Source organism: Hyphomicrobium denitrificans 1NES1, assembly GCF_000230975.2.
In the GTDB taxonomy this organism is placed as follows: Bacteria; Pseudomonadota; Alphaproteobacteria; order Rhizobiales; family Hyphomicrobiaceae; genus Hyphomicrobium_B; species Hyphomicrobium_B denitrificans_A.
In genome coordinates this window covers 3,395,296-3,410,717 of record NC_021172.1, presented here as the reverse complement: position 1 = coordinate 3,410,717, position 15,422 = coordinate 3,395,296, and the positions used below count along the sequence as shown (strand labels likewise).

The window sequence follows — 15,422 nt, the reverse complement described above, 5'->3', positions numbered from 1 at the left end:
ACATTCCGACCAGACAACCCGAGATGAGCGAAAATCGACTGCAGTACGAGACAAGCCCTTATCTGCTTCAGCACAAGGACAACCCGGTGCACTGGTGGGCATGGGGTCCCGAAGCACTCGCGGAGGCGAAGCGGACGGGAAAACCGATCCTGCTCTCCGTTGGCTACGCAGCTTGCCATTGGTGCCATGTCATGGCGCACGAGAGCTTCGAAGACTCCGGCACCGCTGAGGTGATGAACGAGCTCTTCGTCAACATCAAAGTCGATCGCGAGGAACGCCCCGACATCGACGCGATCTATATGGGCGCGCTGCATCGGCTCGGCGAACAAGGCGGCTGGCCGCTGACGATGTTCCTCGATAGTGACGCAAAACCATTCTGGGGCGGAACGTATTTTCCGCGAGAGGCGCGCTATGGGCGTCCCGCATTCGTGACTGTCCTGCTCCGCATCGCAGAAGCCTATCAAAATCAGCCCGACAATATCCGCAAGAATACAGAAGCGCTTCTCGCCGCGCTGAAGGAATCGCCAAACGAAACAAGTGCGGATGCATCGCGACCGATGACGAAAGATGTCGTCGCAGCAATCGCGCGCGCCGTCGATCGCGAGCACGGTGGATTATCCGGAGCACCGAAGTTTCCGCAGTGGAGCGTCTTCTGGCTGCTCTGGCGTGGGGCCATCCGCTACGACGATCCAAACGCGCAAGAGGCGGTCGTCACGACGCTGCGCCACATCTGCCAGGGCGGTATCTACGATCATCTGGGCGGCGGCTTCGCACGCTATTCGGTCGATGAGTTCTGGCTCGTTCCACACTTCGAGAAGATGCTCTACGACAACGCGCTGCTGATCGATCTCTTGACCGAAGTCTGGCGCGAAACGCAGGACCCGATTTTCAAGACACGCATCGCCGAAACGGTCACCTGGCTCAAGCGCGAGATGATCGGAGAGGCCGGCGGTTTCGCTGCTTCTCTCGATGCTGACAGCGAAGGCGAGGAAGGCAAGTTCTACGTCTGGAGTGCAGCGGAAATCGAGGACGTTCTCGGTGCGGAAGACGCCGCATTTTTTTCACGTGTGTACGGCGTCACGCCCGAGGGAAACTTTGAAGGCCACACGATCCTCAATCGTCTCAACTCCCTCGCCTTGCTTACAAACGAAGAGGAAGCTCATCTCGCCAAACTGCGCGCGAAGCTCCTCGAACGCCGGGCGTCGCGCATCCGTCCAGGTTGGGACGACAAGATCCTCGCGGACTGGAATGGTTTGATGATCGCCGCGCTGTCGCGTGCTGCCGTCGTCTTCGAATGCTCGGATTGGCTTGCCCTCGCGGAACGTGCCTTCGACTGCATCGTGACGAAGCTCGCCGCACCCGACGGCCGCCTCTTTCACGCCTATCGCAAAGGTCTCGCCAAGGCTCCGGCGATCGCATCCGACTATGCCAACATGACGTCGGCGGCCTTGCGCCTGTTCGCGGCAACAGGATCAGAACGCTATCTCGAACATGCCCGGCAATGGACCCGCATCCTCGACAAGCACTACTGGGATGTCCAACGCGGCGGCTATTTCACGGCGGCGGACGATACAGGCGACGTGGTCGTCCGCCTGAAAGTCGCCAGCGACGATGCCGCTCCGAGCGCCAATGCCATACAGCTCTCGAACCTCATTGCGCTCGCGGCTGTCACCGGCGACGTGCAGCACCACGAACGCGCGCGCCAGCTTCTGGAGGCTTTCGCACCGGCCATGGCGCTGGGCCCGATTGGACATTGCGCTTTACTCGCGGCGGAACTCGATCTCGATCGTCTGGTTCAAGTTGCCGTGAGCGTCACCGACGGAACTGAACTCCGCGGCGAACTGCAGCAGCTGTCCATTCCGGGAGCTTTGGAGTTTGTAGCTCGCCCCGGAACCTCTGCCGGGCCGGGCTCGTTGCTGAACGACAAAACAGCGATCAATGGCAAATCAACAGCTTATGTTTGCATCGGCCCAGTCTGCAGCGCTCCGATCCAAGACACCGAGACCCTGCAGGAAACACTCCGGCGTGCACGCACCGAACTCGATACTGCAACATAACGTCTTTACCGCGTTGAAAGGTCTCGGAGATCAATTACTTGGCGGGTACCAATGCCGAGGACTATACAAGCCCTATGAAAACTCTGCGTGAGATCGTTCGATACGGCTACGCGCCCTTCATGATGTTCGGGTTGACGGGCGCAGCTTATTGGGTTGTGTCCGACCTCGTCGTCGCTCGCGGGCACACCTGGGCTTACCTGTTGATCGCTCCGCTGCTTGGCATTGCCTATCTCACCGCCTTCGCAGCCGAACGCATCGCACCGTTCTTCGATGAGTGGAATGACCACGCCGCACACGGCGACACGCAGACAAATATTCTTCACATCATCGCCTACGAAACCTCGACGATAAACGGCGTGCTGCTGATCCCGGTAATCTGCTGGCTCTTTCCGTTCCAGGGCCTCTGGCCGACGCAATGGCCAATGTGGGGCCAGGTGCTGATGGCGTTCCTGATCGCCGATTTCGCCTTCATGACGATGCACTACCTGAGCCACCGCTATCCCATGCTCTGGCGCTTGCATTCCGTGCATCACGGCGTCGGCCGACTCTACGGTTTGAACGGAGTCATCCGTCATCCGCTACATCAGGTGATCGATATGGTGGTCGGTAACATGCCGCTCGTCATCATCGGCATGCCGGCTCCCGTGGCGGTCGTGCTTGGCTTCCTGATCTCGGTAACGCTGATCGTCCAGCACTCGAACGTCGATGCCCGTCTTGGACCGCTGGCGCCGCATCTGTCGATCGGCCGTATCCACCATCTGCATCACGTCAACTGGGGCACCGAGGGCGACTGCAACTTCGGCCTGCTGCTGACGATCTGGGACAAGATGCTCGGCACCTTCCACGAGACACCGCCCCGTCCCATTACGGCGGTAGACATGGGCGTCGACGAACTGCCGCACTTCCCGAAGGGCTTCATCGATCAAATGGTGCTGCCGTTCGTCTACGAGCCGGGAAAGGGCGAGCCCGAGCGCTATAAGCCGAAGACCGAAACGCCGGCCCAAGAAGCGCGCCGGATGCTCAATGCTGCGGAATAAGATTCGCTCTACAACCCGGATCGACGCTATCCAGAGACAACCGATGCAATAAAAAAGGCCGCTCCAGAGGGGCGGCCTTCGTGTTTCGTGTGAAATAGTCTTACGTGTTCATCGACTGGAAGAACTCGCCGTTCGTCTTCGTCGAGCGAAGCTTGTCGATCAGGAACTCGATCGCATCCATCGTGCCCATCGGGTTGAGGATGCGGCGCAGGACATAAACCTTCTTGAGCTGATCGCGCGGCACCAGCAGATCCTCTTTGCGCGTACCGGAGCGCGCCACATCGATCGCCGGGAACACACGCTTGTCGGAGACCTTGCGGTCCAGGATGATTTCCGAGTTGCCTGTACCCTTGAACTCTTCGAAGATGACTTCGTCCATGCGCGAGCCGGTGTCGATCAGCGCCGTCGCGATGATGGTCAGCGAGCCGCCTTCCTCGATGTTGCGGGCCGCACCGAAGAACCGTTTCGGCCGCTGCAACGCATTCGAGTCGACACCGCCGGTCAGAACCTTGCCCGATGACGGCACAACCGTGTTATAGGCACGACCGAGGCGCGTGATCGAGTCGAGGAGAATAACAACATCCCTCTTATGCTCAACGAGACGCTTAGCCTTCTCGATCACCATCTCCGACACTTGCACGTGCCGTGACGGCGGCTCGTCGAAGGTCGAGGAGATCACCTCACCTTTGACCGAGCGCTGCATGTCGGTGACTTCTTCCGGACGTTCGTCGATCAGCAGAACGATCAGATAGCATTCCGGATGGTTCGCCGTGATCGAGTGCGCGATATTCTGCAGCAGCACAGTCTTGCCGGTACGCGGCGGCGCAACGATCAGGGCGCGCTGGCCTTTGCCGAGCGGCGAGACGATGTCGATAACGCGGGAAGACAGGTCCTTGATTGTCGGATCTTCGATTTCGAGCTTCAGCCACTTCGTCGGATAGAGCGGTGTCAGGTTGTCGAAGTGGCTCTTATGCTTGGCTTTTTCGGGATCTTCGAAATTGATGTTCGAAACCTTGAGAAGGGCGAAATAGCGCTCGCCGTCTTTCGGCGAGCGGATCTGGCCTTCGACCGTATCGCCCGTCCTGAGCGCAAAGCGGCGGATCTGCGAGGGCGACACATAGATATCGTCGGGACCAGGGAGATAGTTGGCTTCCGGCGATCTCAAAAAGCCGAAACCATCCTGCAGAACCTCGACGACGCCGGTCGCGGTGATTTCGGTTTCCTGCGTCGCGAGCTGCTTCAGCGTCGCGAACATTAATTCCTGCTTACGCAAGGTCGAGGCATTCTCGACCCCGGTCTCTTCGGCAAAGGTCACAAGCTCGGCGGGAGATTTCCGCTTCAGATCCTCGAGCTTCATTTGTTTCATTGAAAAAGAACTCCGCGGGAGCGCCACATGGACCGTGGCATCGGGTGGTATGGTGAGATGAATGAGATGGCCCGACGGCGACAGAGCGGGCGCCCTGTCATAATGCTGCGGACGTCCACGGGTTTCATCACCACGTCAGAACGTGCCGTCTGCCAAAATCCTTATGAGGACGCACGCTTATAGCAGATCGCCGCGACCGTGCCTAGAGTGTCAAAACGGCTGGTAGTGGGTCACTTTGAAATCCTAGCCCCGCCGACAGCATCACAGCACATGGATGCACCCACGCCCCAATGTCGCGTCAGTGGCCAGAATTTGCTATGAGTCGAGTCGGCACGACGGTTTGTAACTCCAAGGCCCAGCGTTCAATCGCTGAAGCGACCCGGCGTCATTGGACGACCGGGGCCGCGGGGACCCTCCTCCCCGCTAGGAGTACATCCTATGGCGAAATCTCTCGCCCTCGTGTCGTGTAGATCGGTAGTAATCAAATCAGTGTACGTGCGAACCTACCAACGCCGCAGGAACGGCAAGGTAGAAACCGTGCGGTCCCACTTTCGAGCGCCGCCATTGAGTCATACGATTCACTAGATACGTGTTCCTAAGCAACTTTGGCCCTGCTAGCGGGGCCATTTTTTATGCGATTACACTAGTTGATTCGCTTTTCTTGCCTATGGCAAGCGCCGGAAAATTACGCCGCAGCCAAGCGTTTTTTATAGGACCCACGCTTTTGGGTCGCAATTGCCAGATCGCGAGCATCGAGCATCGCCGCAATATCCGAGATTTCCCAAAGGCGGTCCGTAACTCCCGCCGCCATCGCTGGCGTTACACGCAACGTCTGATGGATGCGGCAGAAGTTATAGAACATGAAGTGCAACGAGACGGCGTGCGCGTGATTTTCGACCTTCTTTGAAAATCCATTCGTGAGTCGTGTGAAGCGGCGCATATGCATCCGCATGGTCAAGTTTTGGCGTTCAACGTATGACGTCGATACGTGCTTCTCATCCGGGTTGCCAAACAGCCGAGTTTTCCGAATGCCAGTGCATTCGGCTGGACTGTAGCGCCCTTCGTATCCTTCCGGACGGCCGCCGCCATAGATTTTCACAAGCTGCGCATAATCAACAGCCGTATCGAATGCCGTGTAAACGGCCTCTAGGTAGGCTCGATGCCCATCACTGCTAAGCTGAATGCGATTTGAAACCCGGTCTGCCACGTCTTGCATGAAGGCATTAGCCGTGTCGGCGTCGCGACCGCCCACCAGCCACGACAGAACGAGCTTGCTGTCGGCATCAATGGCCGTCCAAGTCCACGTTTCGCCAGCGCCTTCCGGGGGAGCCTTGCAATGAGCTACGTTCTTCTGTTTGGCGTAGGTGAACGACCAGATTTCATCGACCTGAACCCGTTTGCATTTCAGATTGCGAAGACCGCGGTCCTGATAGTCGGCACAAGCAGCGCCAACATCCGACAGAAGTTTTGCGACGGTGTTCTTGCTGGCCCCGGTAACGCGGGTGATCGCCCGGATGCTCATACCTTCACATAGAAGGTGGAGGATTTGAGCGCGCTTCTCTGGGGTCAGCTTGTTCATGACCCCAGTTATATTACGCTATGCTTGACCGGTCAAGCATAAAAGGTCACTTCCAAACTGCGCCAGTTCCTTCCTCTGACGAGGCATAAGGCAGCTTGAGATTGGCCGCATCAAACTCGTGCTTATCGCCAACCTCTTCTAATTTTTCTATTTCTTCCAATGCCTTACGAACAGAAGCATTACCCTCGGAACGCTCCACAAAGGACCGCCAAATTTGCTCTCTGTTGCTCATTGTAGTCTCCTAAAGCCCAACTCTGTATGAATTGCACTCCTTGCGCCAGACTTATGGCTGAAATCTATGAAGAGGTCATAGTAGTTCCTGATTTTTTTGTTCAAATCGGGATCACCGCCGAAGTCGACGATCTTGAGCTTGATCTCGTCGCTCGTGAGTTCCTTAAGGCCGATCCCGCGGCCGTGGGAATGCCACCGTTCGGCATTTCCGAGAATGCTCGCCACCTGCTTCGCCCGGTCCTTGCGCATCTGGTCGGTGACCTTCTTACCGGTGCCTTCCGTTTTCGTCCAATCTTTAAATTTATGCTTGGATAGCCACTCCACAAGCAAAGAACTAGAATGATTTTTCGCCTGTTCCAGCAGAAACAACGTCGCTGGGTCAAATTTTTTCACTAGATATGCAAGCTCGGCACGGGTCGCATCACCAGCCTTGTCCGAATTTATCCTCTTCGCGAGCTCATCGAACTTCGCCAAGTAACCCAAGCCGGGAACACTCTTGCCGTCCGTGTTTTCGATTTGCGGATCGATCGGCCCCAGAACTGAGTAGTAGTCCATGTAGATTTCATCACCGGACAGAACTAAAACCGTCCCAGCAGAATAAGCATAGTCAGGGACAACGAAGCTTACTTTCTTAAAATGCTTCCGAAATACTCCATAAATACGTTCGACAACCTCGATATAACCGCCGGTCGTCACAATAAATACGACAAGATGATCGCTCTTAACTGTGGATGCGCCGTTACAAATGTCTTCGATAACGTTGCGAATTTCGCCGTCCAGCCCTAGCTGAATTGGAGCCTTAATGGCCATTACGTGGGCTTTGAAATGCGTCGACAGAGCCTTGTTGTTGTTCTTTAAGACAACCTCAACGTAGTCATTCGCCTTCGGTGTCTTCATTTTTCTTCCCCCACCGCACCGAAGCCGCCTTTTTCGCGATCGCGGATCTTGCGTCCGGATCGAGCTTAAGCGCCCTCGATTTCCCGCCTTTAAGGCCGCCGCGCCTACCCAACGAAACGGCAGCGGGGTCTTTATCGCGAGCTAGGGGAGGATTGTCTACATTTTCAGCACAACCAGTTGCCATATCCACGATGCTCTTCGCGAGCTGGTTCACATCCTTCGGGCGTTTTGGTGCTTTTCCGGTCATGCATGGACTATGGGGCCAGCCACACACCGGCGCAAGGCGTGTCAAGGGTCACAAAATTTCAAAATGACCCACTACCAAACGGCTTTACAATCACCAGTATGACGATCGCGATCATCAGCACCGTCGGAATCTCGTTGATGATCCGCCAGTGCCGCGCCGACTTGGTATTGCGGTCCTCCCGAAATGCGCGTGTCGCAGCCGACAAATACCCATGGACCCCCGAGAGTATCAGCACGCAGGTCAGTTTCGCGTGAAACCACGGGGCGGCCCAATAGCCGCTCTGCCAGGCGAGCCAGATGCCGAGTACCCAGGCAACGACCATCGCCGGCGATGTGATGACATTGAGAAGTCGTCCCTCCATGACCTTGAAAGTCTCGGACTGAGGCGAACCGACCGGAATATCGGCATGATAGACAAAAAGTCGCGGCAGGTAGAGCATCCCCGCCAGCCACGCAATCACGGCAATAACGTGAAAGGCTTTGACCCAAAGATAAACGTCGCCCCCGACGGCGAAGATCAGCACAGCCGCTGCGGCTCCCGTCACGGCAACGGAAAGCACCGCTCGAACCGGGGGTGAATTCATCGCCTTCCGTCCTTAGTTCGTGCTGCGTAACCGCTTAACAAGACGCGCAACATTGTCAGGCGGTGTATCGGGAACGATTCCGTGCCCGAGGTTGAAAATGAACGGAAGACCTTTCATCGCCGCCCGAATCTCATCGACGCGCCGATCGAGCGCGTCACCTCCCGACACCAACAGCAACGGATCAAGATTTCCCTGCACGACCTGCCCATTTCGGGCCGTCTGCTGCATCAGCCCCAGCGGGCACGCCGTATCGCAACTGACGCCATCGACGCTCGTTCCCTCGATGTAGCCCTCAAGCAAGGCTGCCGCGCCACGCGGAAATCCGATGATCGGCACACCCGGATGACGCGCGCGCACCTCGCGGACAATCTTCGCCGTCGGACCGATCACCCAACGCTCGAATTGATCGTCCGCAAGACTTCCGGCCCAGCTATCGAAAATCTGCAGCGCATCGGCACCCGCGCGAACTTGACCTGACAAATATTCAATCGACGCATCGGTCAGGAGCGCGATCAGCCGCTGAAATCCGTCGGGATCGCGATACGCCCAATGCCGCGCCGCGCTCTGATCTGCCGAGCCTCGGCCTTCCACCACGTAAGTCGCAACCGTCCACGGAGCCCCGCAAAATCCAATCAAAGCCGTTTCTTGCGGCAGGTCACGCCGCAATCGCTCGACCGTTTCGCAAACAAGCGAAAACTTCGATCCCGTTTTCGATAGGGCGAGTCGGTCGAGGTCAGCAAGCGTCTGGACAGGATCGAGACGCGGACCTTCGCCCTCTTCGAACCGCACGGTTTGTCCGAGCGCATCCGGTACGACGAGAATATCGGAAAATAAAATCGCTGCATCGAAACCGAACCGCCGGATCGGCTGCAGCGTCACTTCCGCTGCGAGGCGGGGCGTGTAGCAGAGCTTGAGGAAGCTTCCAGCTTCGACACGCACCTGCCGATACTCGGGAAGATAGCGGCCGGCCTGACGCATCAACCAGACGGGAGGCGGCGAGACAGCCTTGCCCGCAAACGGATCGAGAAAGCGTCGTTCCGAGACGTCGCTATCCAACTCACGCACCACGTCACTTCCCTTTACTTAGAAATCCAGAATTTCTTGAAAGTTATTTTTAAGACTCTTAGCGGTGGGGCAATCGGGGATCAGTTTCTCATCCTCAGTCGATCCACAAGCTGCCAACACGCCCAATTCCTACAACGACCGATAGAGCGTTTTCGCTCTCCAAAGCAATAGAGAGATAAGCCTCACATTAATCAATGGCTTGGTGGTCTCGTGCACACGCAACAGAATTGCGGTCTTTGTTGACAACTGGCGTATGACCGTCAGACAGATCAGTTGTCCATAGGGATGACGCTCCGTCGAACAATGTCTTTCGTTTTCGGTGAGATGTGGGTATCGCCGTGGGTGGAACGGCGGTTGTTCTCTCAACCTTCGTCTTGTCGGCCGTGGGCGGGAATAACGCCCAACTTTTAAACAGGCTCCGGTTCGAATTTTACAGAGACAGGCCTCGCCATGGCATTGCCGAGCATGTTCCACATGCACCTCGTCTCGGACGCGACCGGAGAGACGTTGGTTGCGATCGCGAAGGCGGCAACGGTTCAGTATCAGAACATCCGCGCCATCGAGCACGTGCATCCGCTCGTACGGACGCAACGCCAGCTGAAGCGCGTTTTGAGCGACATCGCGCAGGAGCCCGGGATCGTTCTCTATACTGTCGTCAACAAGGCGCTGGCCGACGAACTTGAGACGCACTGCCAGCAGCTTAAGATTCCGTGCCTCGCAGTGTTGCAGCCGATCATGCAGGTTTTCGAGAGCTATCTCGGTGCGCCCCAGACGCCGACCGTTGCCGGTCAGCACGTCCTCGATGCCGATTATTTCCGGCGCATCGACGCGATGAATTTCACGATGGCGCACGACGATGGTCGCTTGCCGGACAATCTTAGCGATGCCGATATCGTGTTGCTTGGTATTTCACGCACGTCGAAAACACCGACGAGTCTCTATCTCGCCCAGCGCGGCTACAAGACGACGAATCTGCCGTTGGTGCCGCAGGTACCTTTGCCGGAACAGCTTCTCGAACCGCACACCGCTTTTGTTGCGTGCCTGATCGCCAACGTCGACCGCATCGCCGATGTGCGCCGCAATCGCGCCGTGCTGATGGCGGATCGCGACCTTGAATCCTATGTCGACCGGGACTTGATCTCGGCGGAGATTGCCTACACGCGCAAAATCGCGGCGCAATACGGCTGGCCGATTATCGACGTCACCCGCCGTTCGATCGAAGAAGCAGCAACGATGATCCTGAAGCTTTTGCAGGATCGTAAATCCGGGCTGAAATCCGAATCGGAGCCCTCCCGTGCCTGATGCGACCCGCTTGATTCTCGCTTCCGGGAGTGCCGCACGCCGCATGCTTCTTGAAGCGGCGGGGCTGATTTTCGATGTCATCCCGGCACACATCGATGAAGCTGCGATTCGCGATGCGATTGTTGACTCGACCAGCGGTGTCGAAGGTAGCGATGTCGCAAGCGTTCTCGCGGCTGAAAAAGCCCGCCTCGTCTCGGCGAAGCACCCCGGCGCTCTCGTCATTGGCGCCGACCAGGTCTTGACGCTCGGTGGCCGATTTTTCTCCAAAGCCGAAAATCTCGGTGAAGCCCGCGAGATCCTGTCGATGCTACGCGGCAGAACCCATGAGCTCGTCTCCACCGTTGCATTGGCGCGCAATGGAGAGGTCCATTGGCAGGCGAGCGCAACGGCCGAGATGACGATGCGCACGTTCTCGGATGAATTCCTTGGGTGTTACCTCGAAAAAATGGGCGAGCGCGCGCTTCAGGTCGTCGGCTGCTACGAGATCGAAGGACCGGGAGTGCAGCTCTTCGAAGAAATCGAGGGCGACCACTTCACGATCCTAGGCATACCGCTGCTTGAGCTTCTTGCGCAGCTTCGTCATGAAGGCATGGTCACCGCATGATGCGCGCGTGTGTCATCGGCTGGCCGATCTCTCATTCGCGCTCGCCGCTCATTCATAACTATTGGCTACGCCAGTACGGTATCGAGGGCACCTACACGAGAGAGCCCGTCAAACCGGAAGATCTGGACGCATTTTTACACTCGCTCGAAGCGCGGGGTCTTCAAGGCTGCAACGCCACCGTTCCCCATAAGGAAGCAGCATTCATGCTTGCGGCTATTCGCGATCCGTCGGCGGTCGCCGTCAGCGCGGCCAACACGTTATGGCTCGATAACGGCCGCCTTGCTTGCGCCAATACCGATACTTACGGCTTCATGGCCAATCTCGATGCGTCCGCACCCGATTGGCGAAAACGATCCGGCCCTATCCTGATCCTCGGCGCCGGCGGCTCGGCACGCGCCGTCGTGTACGGGTTTCTTGATGCTGGTATGAGCGATATCCGAGTTTTCAATCGAACGCCGGACCGTGCGCATGAGCTTGCACGCCACTTCGGCGCGCGCGTTACGGCGCAGGCGTGGGACGCACGGAACGAGCACGTCTCCGAAGCGGCCGTTATCGTCAACACGACGACGCTCGGCATGAACGACACCGGATCGACCGGCATCGATTTCACGCGCGCTCAAACAGGAGCCGTTGCGGCCGACCTTGTTTACGTGCCGCTCGAAACGGAATTTCTGAAAATGGCGCGCGCGAACGGACTGATCGGCGTCGATGGGCTTGGCATGTTGCTGCACCAGGCCGTGCCGGGCTTCGAAAAATGGTTCGGCGTTCGCCCCGTTGTGACGTCCGAGCTTTATCAGATTGTCGCCCGCGATATCGGCGGTGCAAAATGCTGATCGTCGGGCTGACCGGCTCTATCGGCATGGGAAAATCAACAGCCGCGGCTCGATTTCTCGAACGCGGTATCGCCGTTTTCGACGCCGATGCCGAAGCGCACCGGCTCTATGCCGGACCCATTGCAGCCGATATCGAGCGGGCGTTTCCTGGCGCAACCGTAGACGGCAAAGTGGACCGAGCAAAATTGTCGGCGCTGTTGCTCGGCAAACCCGAAAAGTTCAAAGAACTCGAACGGATCGTGCATCCAAAGATCCGCGCAGGCGAACGCCGCTTCATTCAGGCCGAGCACGCCAAGGGCGCGCCGATCGCGGTACTCGAGGTGCCTCTTCTGTTTGAGGCTGGCGGCTATCGCGCAGTGGACGTCATCGTGGTCGTCAGCACGGATGACGAGACCCAGCGTGCGCGCGTCCTCTCACGCTCCGGAATGTCGGAAACGAAATTCGCAACGATCCGCAGTCGCCAGCTTTCCGAAGCGGAAAAGAAAGCCCGCGCCGATTTCGTTGTGGAAACAGGCGGGACGGTTGAGAACTGCCACAGCCAAATCGATACCATTATCGATAAGCTAAGGGGTCGCAACGGCGAAGCGTACGATCGCTATTGGCGCGACTGAAATTTCCGGGGATTGACGCTGCGATGCGCGAGATCGTGCTCGATACCGAAACAACGGGTCTCGATACGAAAAATGGTGACCGCCTGATCGAAATCGGCGGTGTCGAGATCATCAATCGCATTCCCACGGGGATCGAATTTCACCGCTTCATCAATCCCGAACGGGACGTACCGCTCGAGGCTCAGAAAGTTCACGGCATTTCGACGGAATTTCTGATCGGCAAGCCGCTCTTCCGCGACGTTGTCCGCGATTTTCTCGCCTTCATCGGCGACGACGTGCTCGTTATTCACAACGCGCAGTTTGACATAAACTTCTTGAACCACGAGTTGGGTCTGCTCGGCGAAAAGCCGCTGAGCTTCGATCGCGTCGTCGACACGCTTGCTCTGGCGCGGCGCCGCCATCCGGCCGGTCCGAATTCACTCGACGCGCTCTGCAAGCGCTACGGGATCGACAATTCCCAGCGCACGAAGCACGGTGCTATCGTCGATAGTCTGCTTCTCGCTGAAGTCTATGTCGAATTGCTCGGTGAGCGTCAGGCGACGTTCGGGCTTCAGACCGTAGGTAGCAGCGCTTCGCTCGGCGAACGCCGCAACGGCAAGCGAACAACAGCGAAGGTGCGGCCGGAGCCGCTGCCGTCAAGACTGACCGAAGCTGACATCGCCGCGCACCACGCCTTCATCGGGAAGATGGGCGTCAAAGCGATTTGGCATCGCTTCTGGGGAACGGTTTCGTCCTGAGAACTCGGATTTAAGCCACCGTTTTACCGGCTGTTTGGGCACGCTGTTGCTGGCGGCGCACATAGAGCCCGCCGAAATCGATGGGATCGAGCAGCAGCGGCGGAAAACCGCCTTCCCGCGTAATGTCGGCAACGAGGCGGCGCAGGAACGGAAAGATCATCGTCGGACCGGAGATCAACAGGAACGGCTCAAGAGCCTGTTCCGGAATGCTCTCGATTTTCAACAGTCCCGCATAAACCGTCTCAAGAACATAGATCGTGCCGAGATTGTTCGACGCCGTCGCCTTGAACTCGATCGCGGATTCGTAGAGATCGTTTTCGATGCGCTGGGCACCGACGTTCACCTCGACCTTGAGATTCGGCTGATCGCCCGGGCTCGTGATGAGCTTGCGGAAATTCGGATTCTCGAAGGAAAGGTCCTTGATATACTGGCTGACGATCTTGGCTTGAATCGGTTGCTGGCCTTCCGAGACGACAGCATCGTCGGCAGGGAGAGTTGAGCCATTTCCTGAACTACCGTTTTCAGCCATTTCATCCTCTTGAGCTTCCGAGCCGTCGAAGTCGGCTGGCTAGCACGCCGGCCGGGGGCGTGCAACGCACGCTTTTGCAGTCGCGTCAACGAACATCGAGTCTGATCTCAGGAGCGATAGCGTCGCTGCTGTACCGCTCTTCCCTGCCGCAACGGCTTCTCGCTGAGACGTTCGTATTCGCCCTCGATGACGATTCCTGCCGGTTCTTCCCGAGACTCGGTATCGGCAGCATGGAAAGATCCGCGATCGACCTCGGCCTGGTAGTGAAAAAGCGTGACGAGCTTCAACAACCCGGTGCGGATCAGAAACCGCCGAACCTGCGGGATCAGCAGGACCAATCCGATCACGTCGGAGATCACGCCGGGAAAGATCAGCAACAATCCCGCCAGAACCTGGAGGAATCCGTCGAACAGCGGAGAAACACTCTGGCGCTCGGAGCCGAGCCGCGACAGGGCGCGCTCGAAGACGGAGAGCCCTACCCTGCGGATAACATACGTTCCGAGAAAGGCCGTTCCGAGAATGATGACGACGAGCCAGCCGACGCCGATGACGTGGCCGAGATGAATGAGCAGGCCGATCTCCACGAGAGGGAAGGCGGCAAAAAGCAGGATAGTCGCAATTTTAAAGGGTTGAGACATAAGCTCTCGCCAATGCGTTGCGGCACCTTAGCGCGGATGGGCCAAACGAGCCACTGGCCGCCCTAGGGCCCTGCTGGTCGTTTTCAACGCTATTCACCACAATCGCCATAAGAGGCTGCAAGTCAGTAAACATCCTACCAAAGTCCGTCCGCGAGACTTCACGTTCGACAACTGGTATACAGTCAAACCTACAAATGTCGGCCGCGAGGCCTTAGATACGAAGCGACGACACGGGCAATTCGACGCGACAATTTAGCCCGCCGCTACCACCGGAGGCTCAAGCCTTAAGAATGTCTGGTCAATTTGATCTTATCACGCTGATTGCGCTCATTGTGGCGGTTGCGGCGATTATCAAGCTTAGAAGCGTGCTTGGCCACCGTACGGACGAGGACGAGCAGCGCGTTGAACGCCTGCGAGCTCGTGAACGGGAAGCCAGCCAGCGTGCGGGCGCCGATGCGACCTCGGCCGATGTCATCACATTGCCGCGTCGCGATCGCGACGCGACGCCGGCCTCCCCTCCCGCTGAAGCGCCGGGACCAAGCGCCGAGACACGTATCAAGGCCTATCCGGTCAGCGATCCGGCAGTCACAACCGGGCTTCTCGAAGTTGCAAAGCTTGATACCGCATTCGATCCGGAAACATTCTTGACTGGCGCCGGCCGCGCCTACGAGATGATCGTTTCCGCGTTTGCCGAGGGCAATCGCCGGATGCTCAAAGATTTGTTGAGCAAGGACGTCTACGACGGATTCAGCGCCGCGATAGCAGACCGTGAATCGCGCGGCGAGACGCTGGATCAGCAGTTCGTCGGCATCAAGAAGTCCGAAATCATCGACGCGGAAGTGAAGAACGGTGTCGCTGCATTGACCGTGCGTTTCATCAGTGAATTGATCTCTGCAACGCGTGACAAAGCCGGCGAAATCGTCTCTGGCGACGCCCAGAAGATCAAGGACGTAACGGACATCTGGATTTTCAGCCGGGACGTCTCGTCGGCGAAAACGCGCAGTAATCCAAACTGGCGATTGGTCGCGACACAAGCTCCGAATTAGTCCAGAATCGAAACCCGGTTGGCACGGGGCGGAGCGTCGCCTGTTGCTGTGGACGAGAGC

Annotated in this window: 17 protein-coding genes; 8 read left to right on the top strand and 9 right to left on the bottom strand. The window is 57.7% G+C overall.

Annotation, left to right across the window (positions count from 1 at the left end; all coding sequences use genetic code 11):
* Positions 1 to 23 precede the first annotated feature (23 nt).
* Both HYPDE_RS16320 and HYPDE_RS16315 read left to right on the top strand, forming a co-directional pair.
* The gene (locus HYPDE_RS16320) at positions 24 to 2,057 is read left to right on the top strand and encodes a thioredoxin domain-containing protein (protein WP_015599634.1); all 2,034 of its coding nucleotides are present in this window, start codon (positions 24 to 26) and stop codon (positions 2,055 to 2,057) included.
* A gap of 38 nt (positions 2,058 to 2,095) precedes the next feature.
* Positions 2,096 to 3,094, top strand: coding sequence for a sterol desaturase family protein (locus tag HYPDE_RS16315; protein ID WP_015599633.1), 999 nt, complete (start codon positions 2,096 to 2,098; stop codon positions 3,092 to 3,094).
* Positions 3,095 to 3,194: 100 nt separating this feature from the next.
* On the opposite strand, the gene rho is transcribed toward HYPDE_RS16315, so the two are convergent.
* The 7 genes from rho to hemE form a co-directional block, all read right to left on the bottom strand.
* Positions 3,195 to 4,460, bottom strand: coding sequence for a transcription termination factor Rho (gene rho, locus HYPDE_RS16310; RefSeq protein ID WP_041320589.1), 1,266 nt, complete (start codon positions 4,458 to 4,460; stop codon positions 3,195 to 3,197).
* 685 nt (positions 4,461 to 5,145) lie between these two features.
* Positions 5,146 to 6,039, bottom strand: a complete 894-nt coding sequence (locus HYPDE_RS16305) for a helix-turn-helix domain-containing protein (protein ID WP_041320588.1) — start codon at positions 6,037 to 6,039, stop codon at positions 5,146 to 5,148.
* Between the two features lie 46 nt (positions 6,040 to 6,085).
* A complete protein-coding gene (locus tag HYPDE_RS16300; protein WP_015599630.1) occupies positions 6,086 to 6,271 on the bottom strand; it encodes a hypothetical protein in 186 nt (61 codons plus the stop codon).
* On the bottom strand, positions 6,268 to 7,167 hold the full coding sequence (locus HYPDE_RS16295; protein ID WP_015599629.1) for an SDH family Clp fold serine proteinase: 900 nt from the start codon (positions 7,165 to 7,167) through the stop codon (positions 6,268 to 6,270). Before HYPDE_RS16295 ends, HYPDE_RS16300 begins: the two co-directional genes overlap by 4 nt.
* On the bottom strand, positions 7,145 to 7,414 hold the full coding sequence (locus tag HYPDE_RS16290; protein ID WP_015599628.1) for a hypothetical protein: 270 nt from the start codon (positions 7,412 to 7,414) through the stop codon (positions 7,145 to 7,147). Before HYPDE_RS16290 ends, HYPDE_RS16295 begins: the two co-directional genes overlap by 23 nt.
* A gap of 58 nt (positions 7,415 to 7,472) precedes the next feature.
* Entirely contained in the window at positions 7,473 to 7,997 is a 525-nt protein-coding gene (hemJ, locus tag HYPDE_RS16285) for a protoporphyrinogen oxidase HemJ (protein WP_015599627.1), read from the bottom strand.
* A gap of 12 nt (positions 7,998 to 8,009) precedes the next feature.
* Complete coding sequence (gene hemE, locus HYPDE_RS16280; RefSeq protein ID WP_015599626.1) at positions 8,010 to 9,053, bottom strand: uroporphyrinogen decarboxylase; 1,044 nt, start codon at positions 9,051 to 9,053, stop codon at positions 8,010 to 8,012.
* Positions 9,054 to 9,512: 459 nt separating this feature from the next.
* Between hemE and HYPDE_RS16275 the strand changes: the two genes are divergently transcribed.
* From HYPDE_RS16275 to dnaQ, 5 genes are read left to right on the top strand one after another with little or no spacing between them, the layout of a single operon-like run.
* Positions 9,513 to 10,364, top strand: a complete 852-nt coding sequence (locus tag HYPDE_RS16275) for a pyruvate, water dikinase regulatory protein (RefSeq protein WP_015599625.1) — start codon at positions 9,513 to 9,515, stop codon at positions 10,362 to 10,364.
* Positions 10,357 to 10,968: a Maf family protein gene (locus HYPDE_RS16270; RefSeq protein ID WP_015599624.1), complete on the top strand. Its 612-nt coding sequence runs from the start codon at positions 10,357 to 10,359 to the stop codon at positions 10,966 to 10,968. Before HYPDE_RS16275 ends, HYPDE_RS16270 begins: the two co-directional genes overlap by 8 nt.
* Positions 10,965 to 11,801, top strand: a complete 837-nt coding sequence (locus tag HYPDE_RS16265) for a shikimate dehydrogenase (RefSeq protein WP_015599623.1) — start codon at positions 10,965 to 10,967, stop codon at positions 11,799 to 11,801. The genes HYPDE_RS16270 and HYPDE_RS16265 overlap by 4 nt, the downstream gene beginning before the upstream one ends.
* Complete coding sequence (coaE, locus tag HYPDE_RS16260; protein WP_015599622.1) at positions 11,795 to 12,412, top strand: dephospho-CoA kinase; 618 nt, start codon at positions 11,795 to 11,797, stop codon at positions 12,410 to 12,412. The genes HYPDE_RS16265 and coaE overlap by 7 nt, the downstream gene beginning before the upstream one ends.
* Positions 12,413 to 12,435: 23 nt before the next feature.
* Entirely contained in the window at positions 12,436 to 13,149 is a 714-nt protein-coding gene (gene dnaQ / locus HYPDE_RS16255) for a DNA polymerase III subunit epsilon (protein ID WP_041321445.1), read from the top strand.
* Positions 13,150 to 13,159: 10 nt separating this feature from the next.
* Here the strand turns inward: dnaQ and secB are convergent, their stop codons facing one another.
* Both secB and HYPDE_RS16245 read right to left on the bottom strand, forming a co-directional pair.
* The gene (gene secB, locus HYPDE_RS16250) at positions 13,160 to 13,678 is read right to left on the bottom strand and encodes a protein-export chaperone SecB (RefSeq protein WP_015599620.1); all 519 of its coding nucleotides are present in this window, start codon (positions 13,676 to 13,678) and stop codon (positions 13,160 to 13,162) included.
* Positions 13,679 to 13,785: 107 nt separating this feature from the next.
* Positions 13,786 to 14,316, bottom strand: a complete 531-nt coding sequence (locus HYPDE_RS16245) for an FxsA family protein (protein ID WP_015599619.1) — start codon at positions 14,314 to 14,316, stop codon at positions 13,786 to 13,788.
* Between the two features lie 290 nt (positions 14,317 to 14,606).
* Here HYPDE_RS16245 and HYPDE_RS16240 point away from each other — a divergent pair, with 290 nt between their 5' ends.
* Positions 14,607 to 15,362 (top strand): Tim44/TimA family putative adaptor protein, encoded by a 756-nt coding sequence (locus HYPDE_RS16240; protein WP_015599618.1) that lies wholly within the window; start codon positions 14,607 to 14,609, stop codon positions 15,360 to 15,362.
* Positions 15,363 to 15,422: the final 60 nt, after the last annotated feature.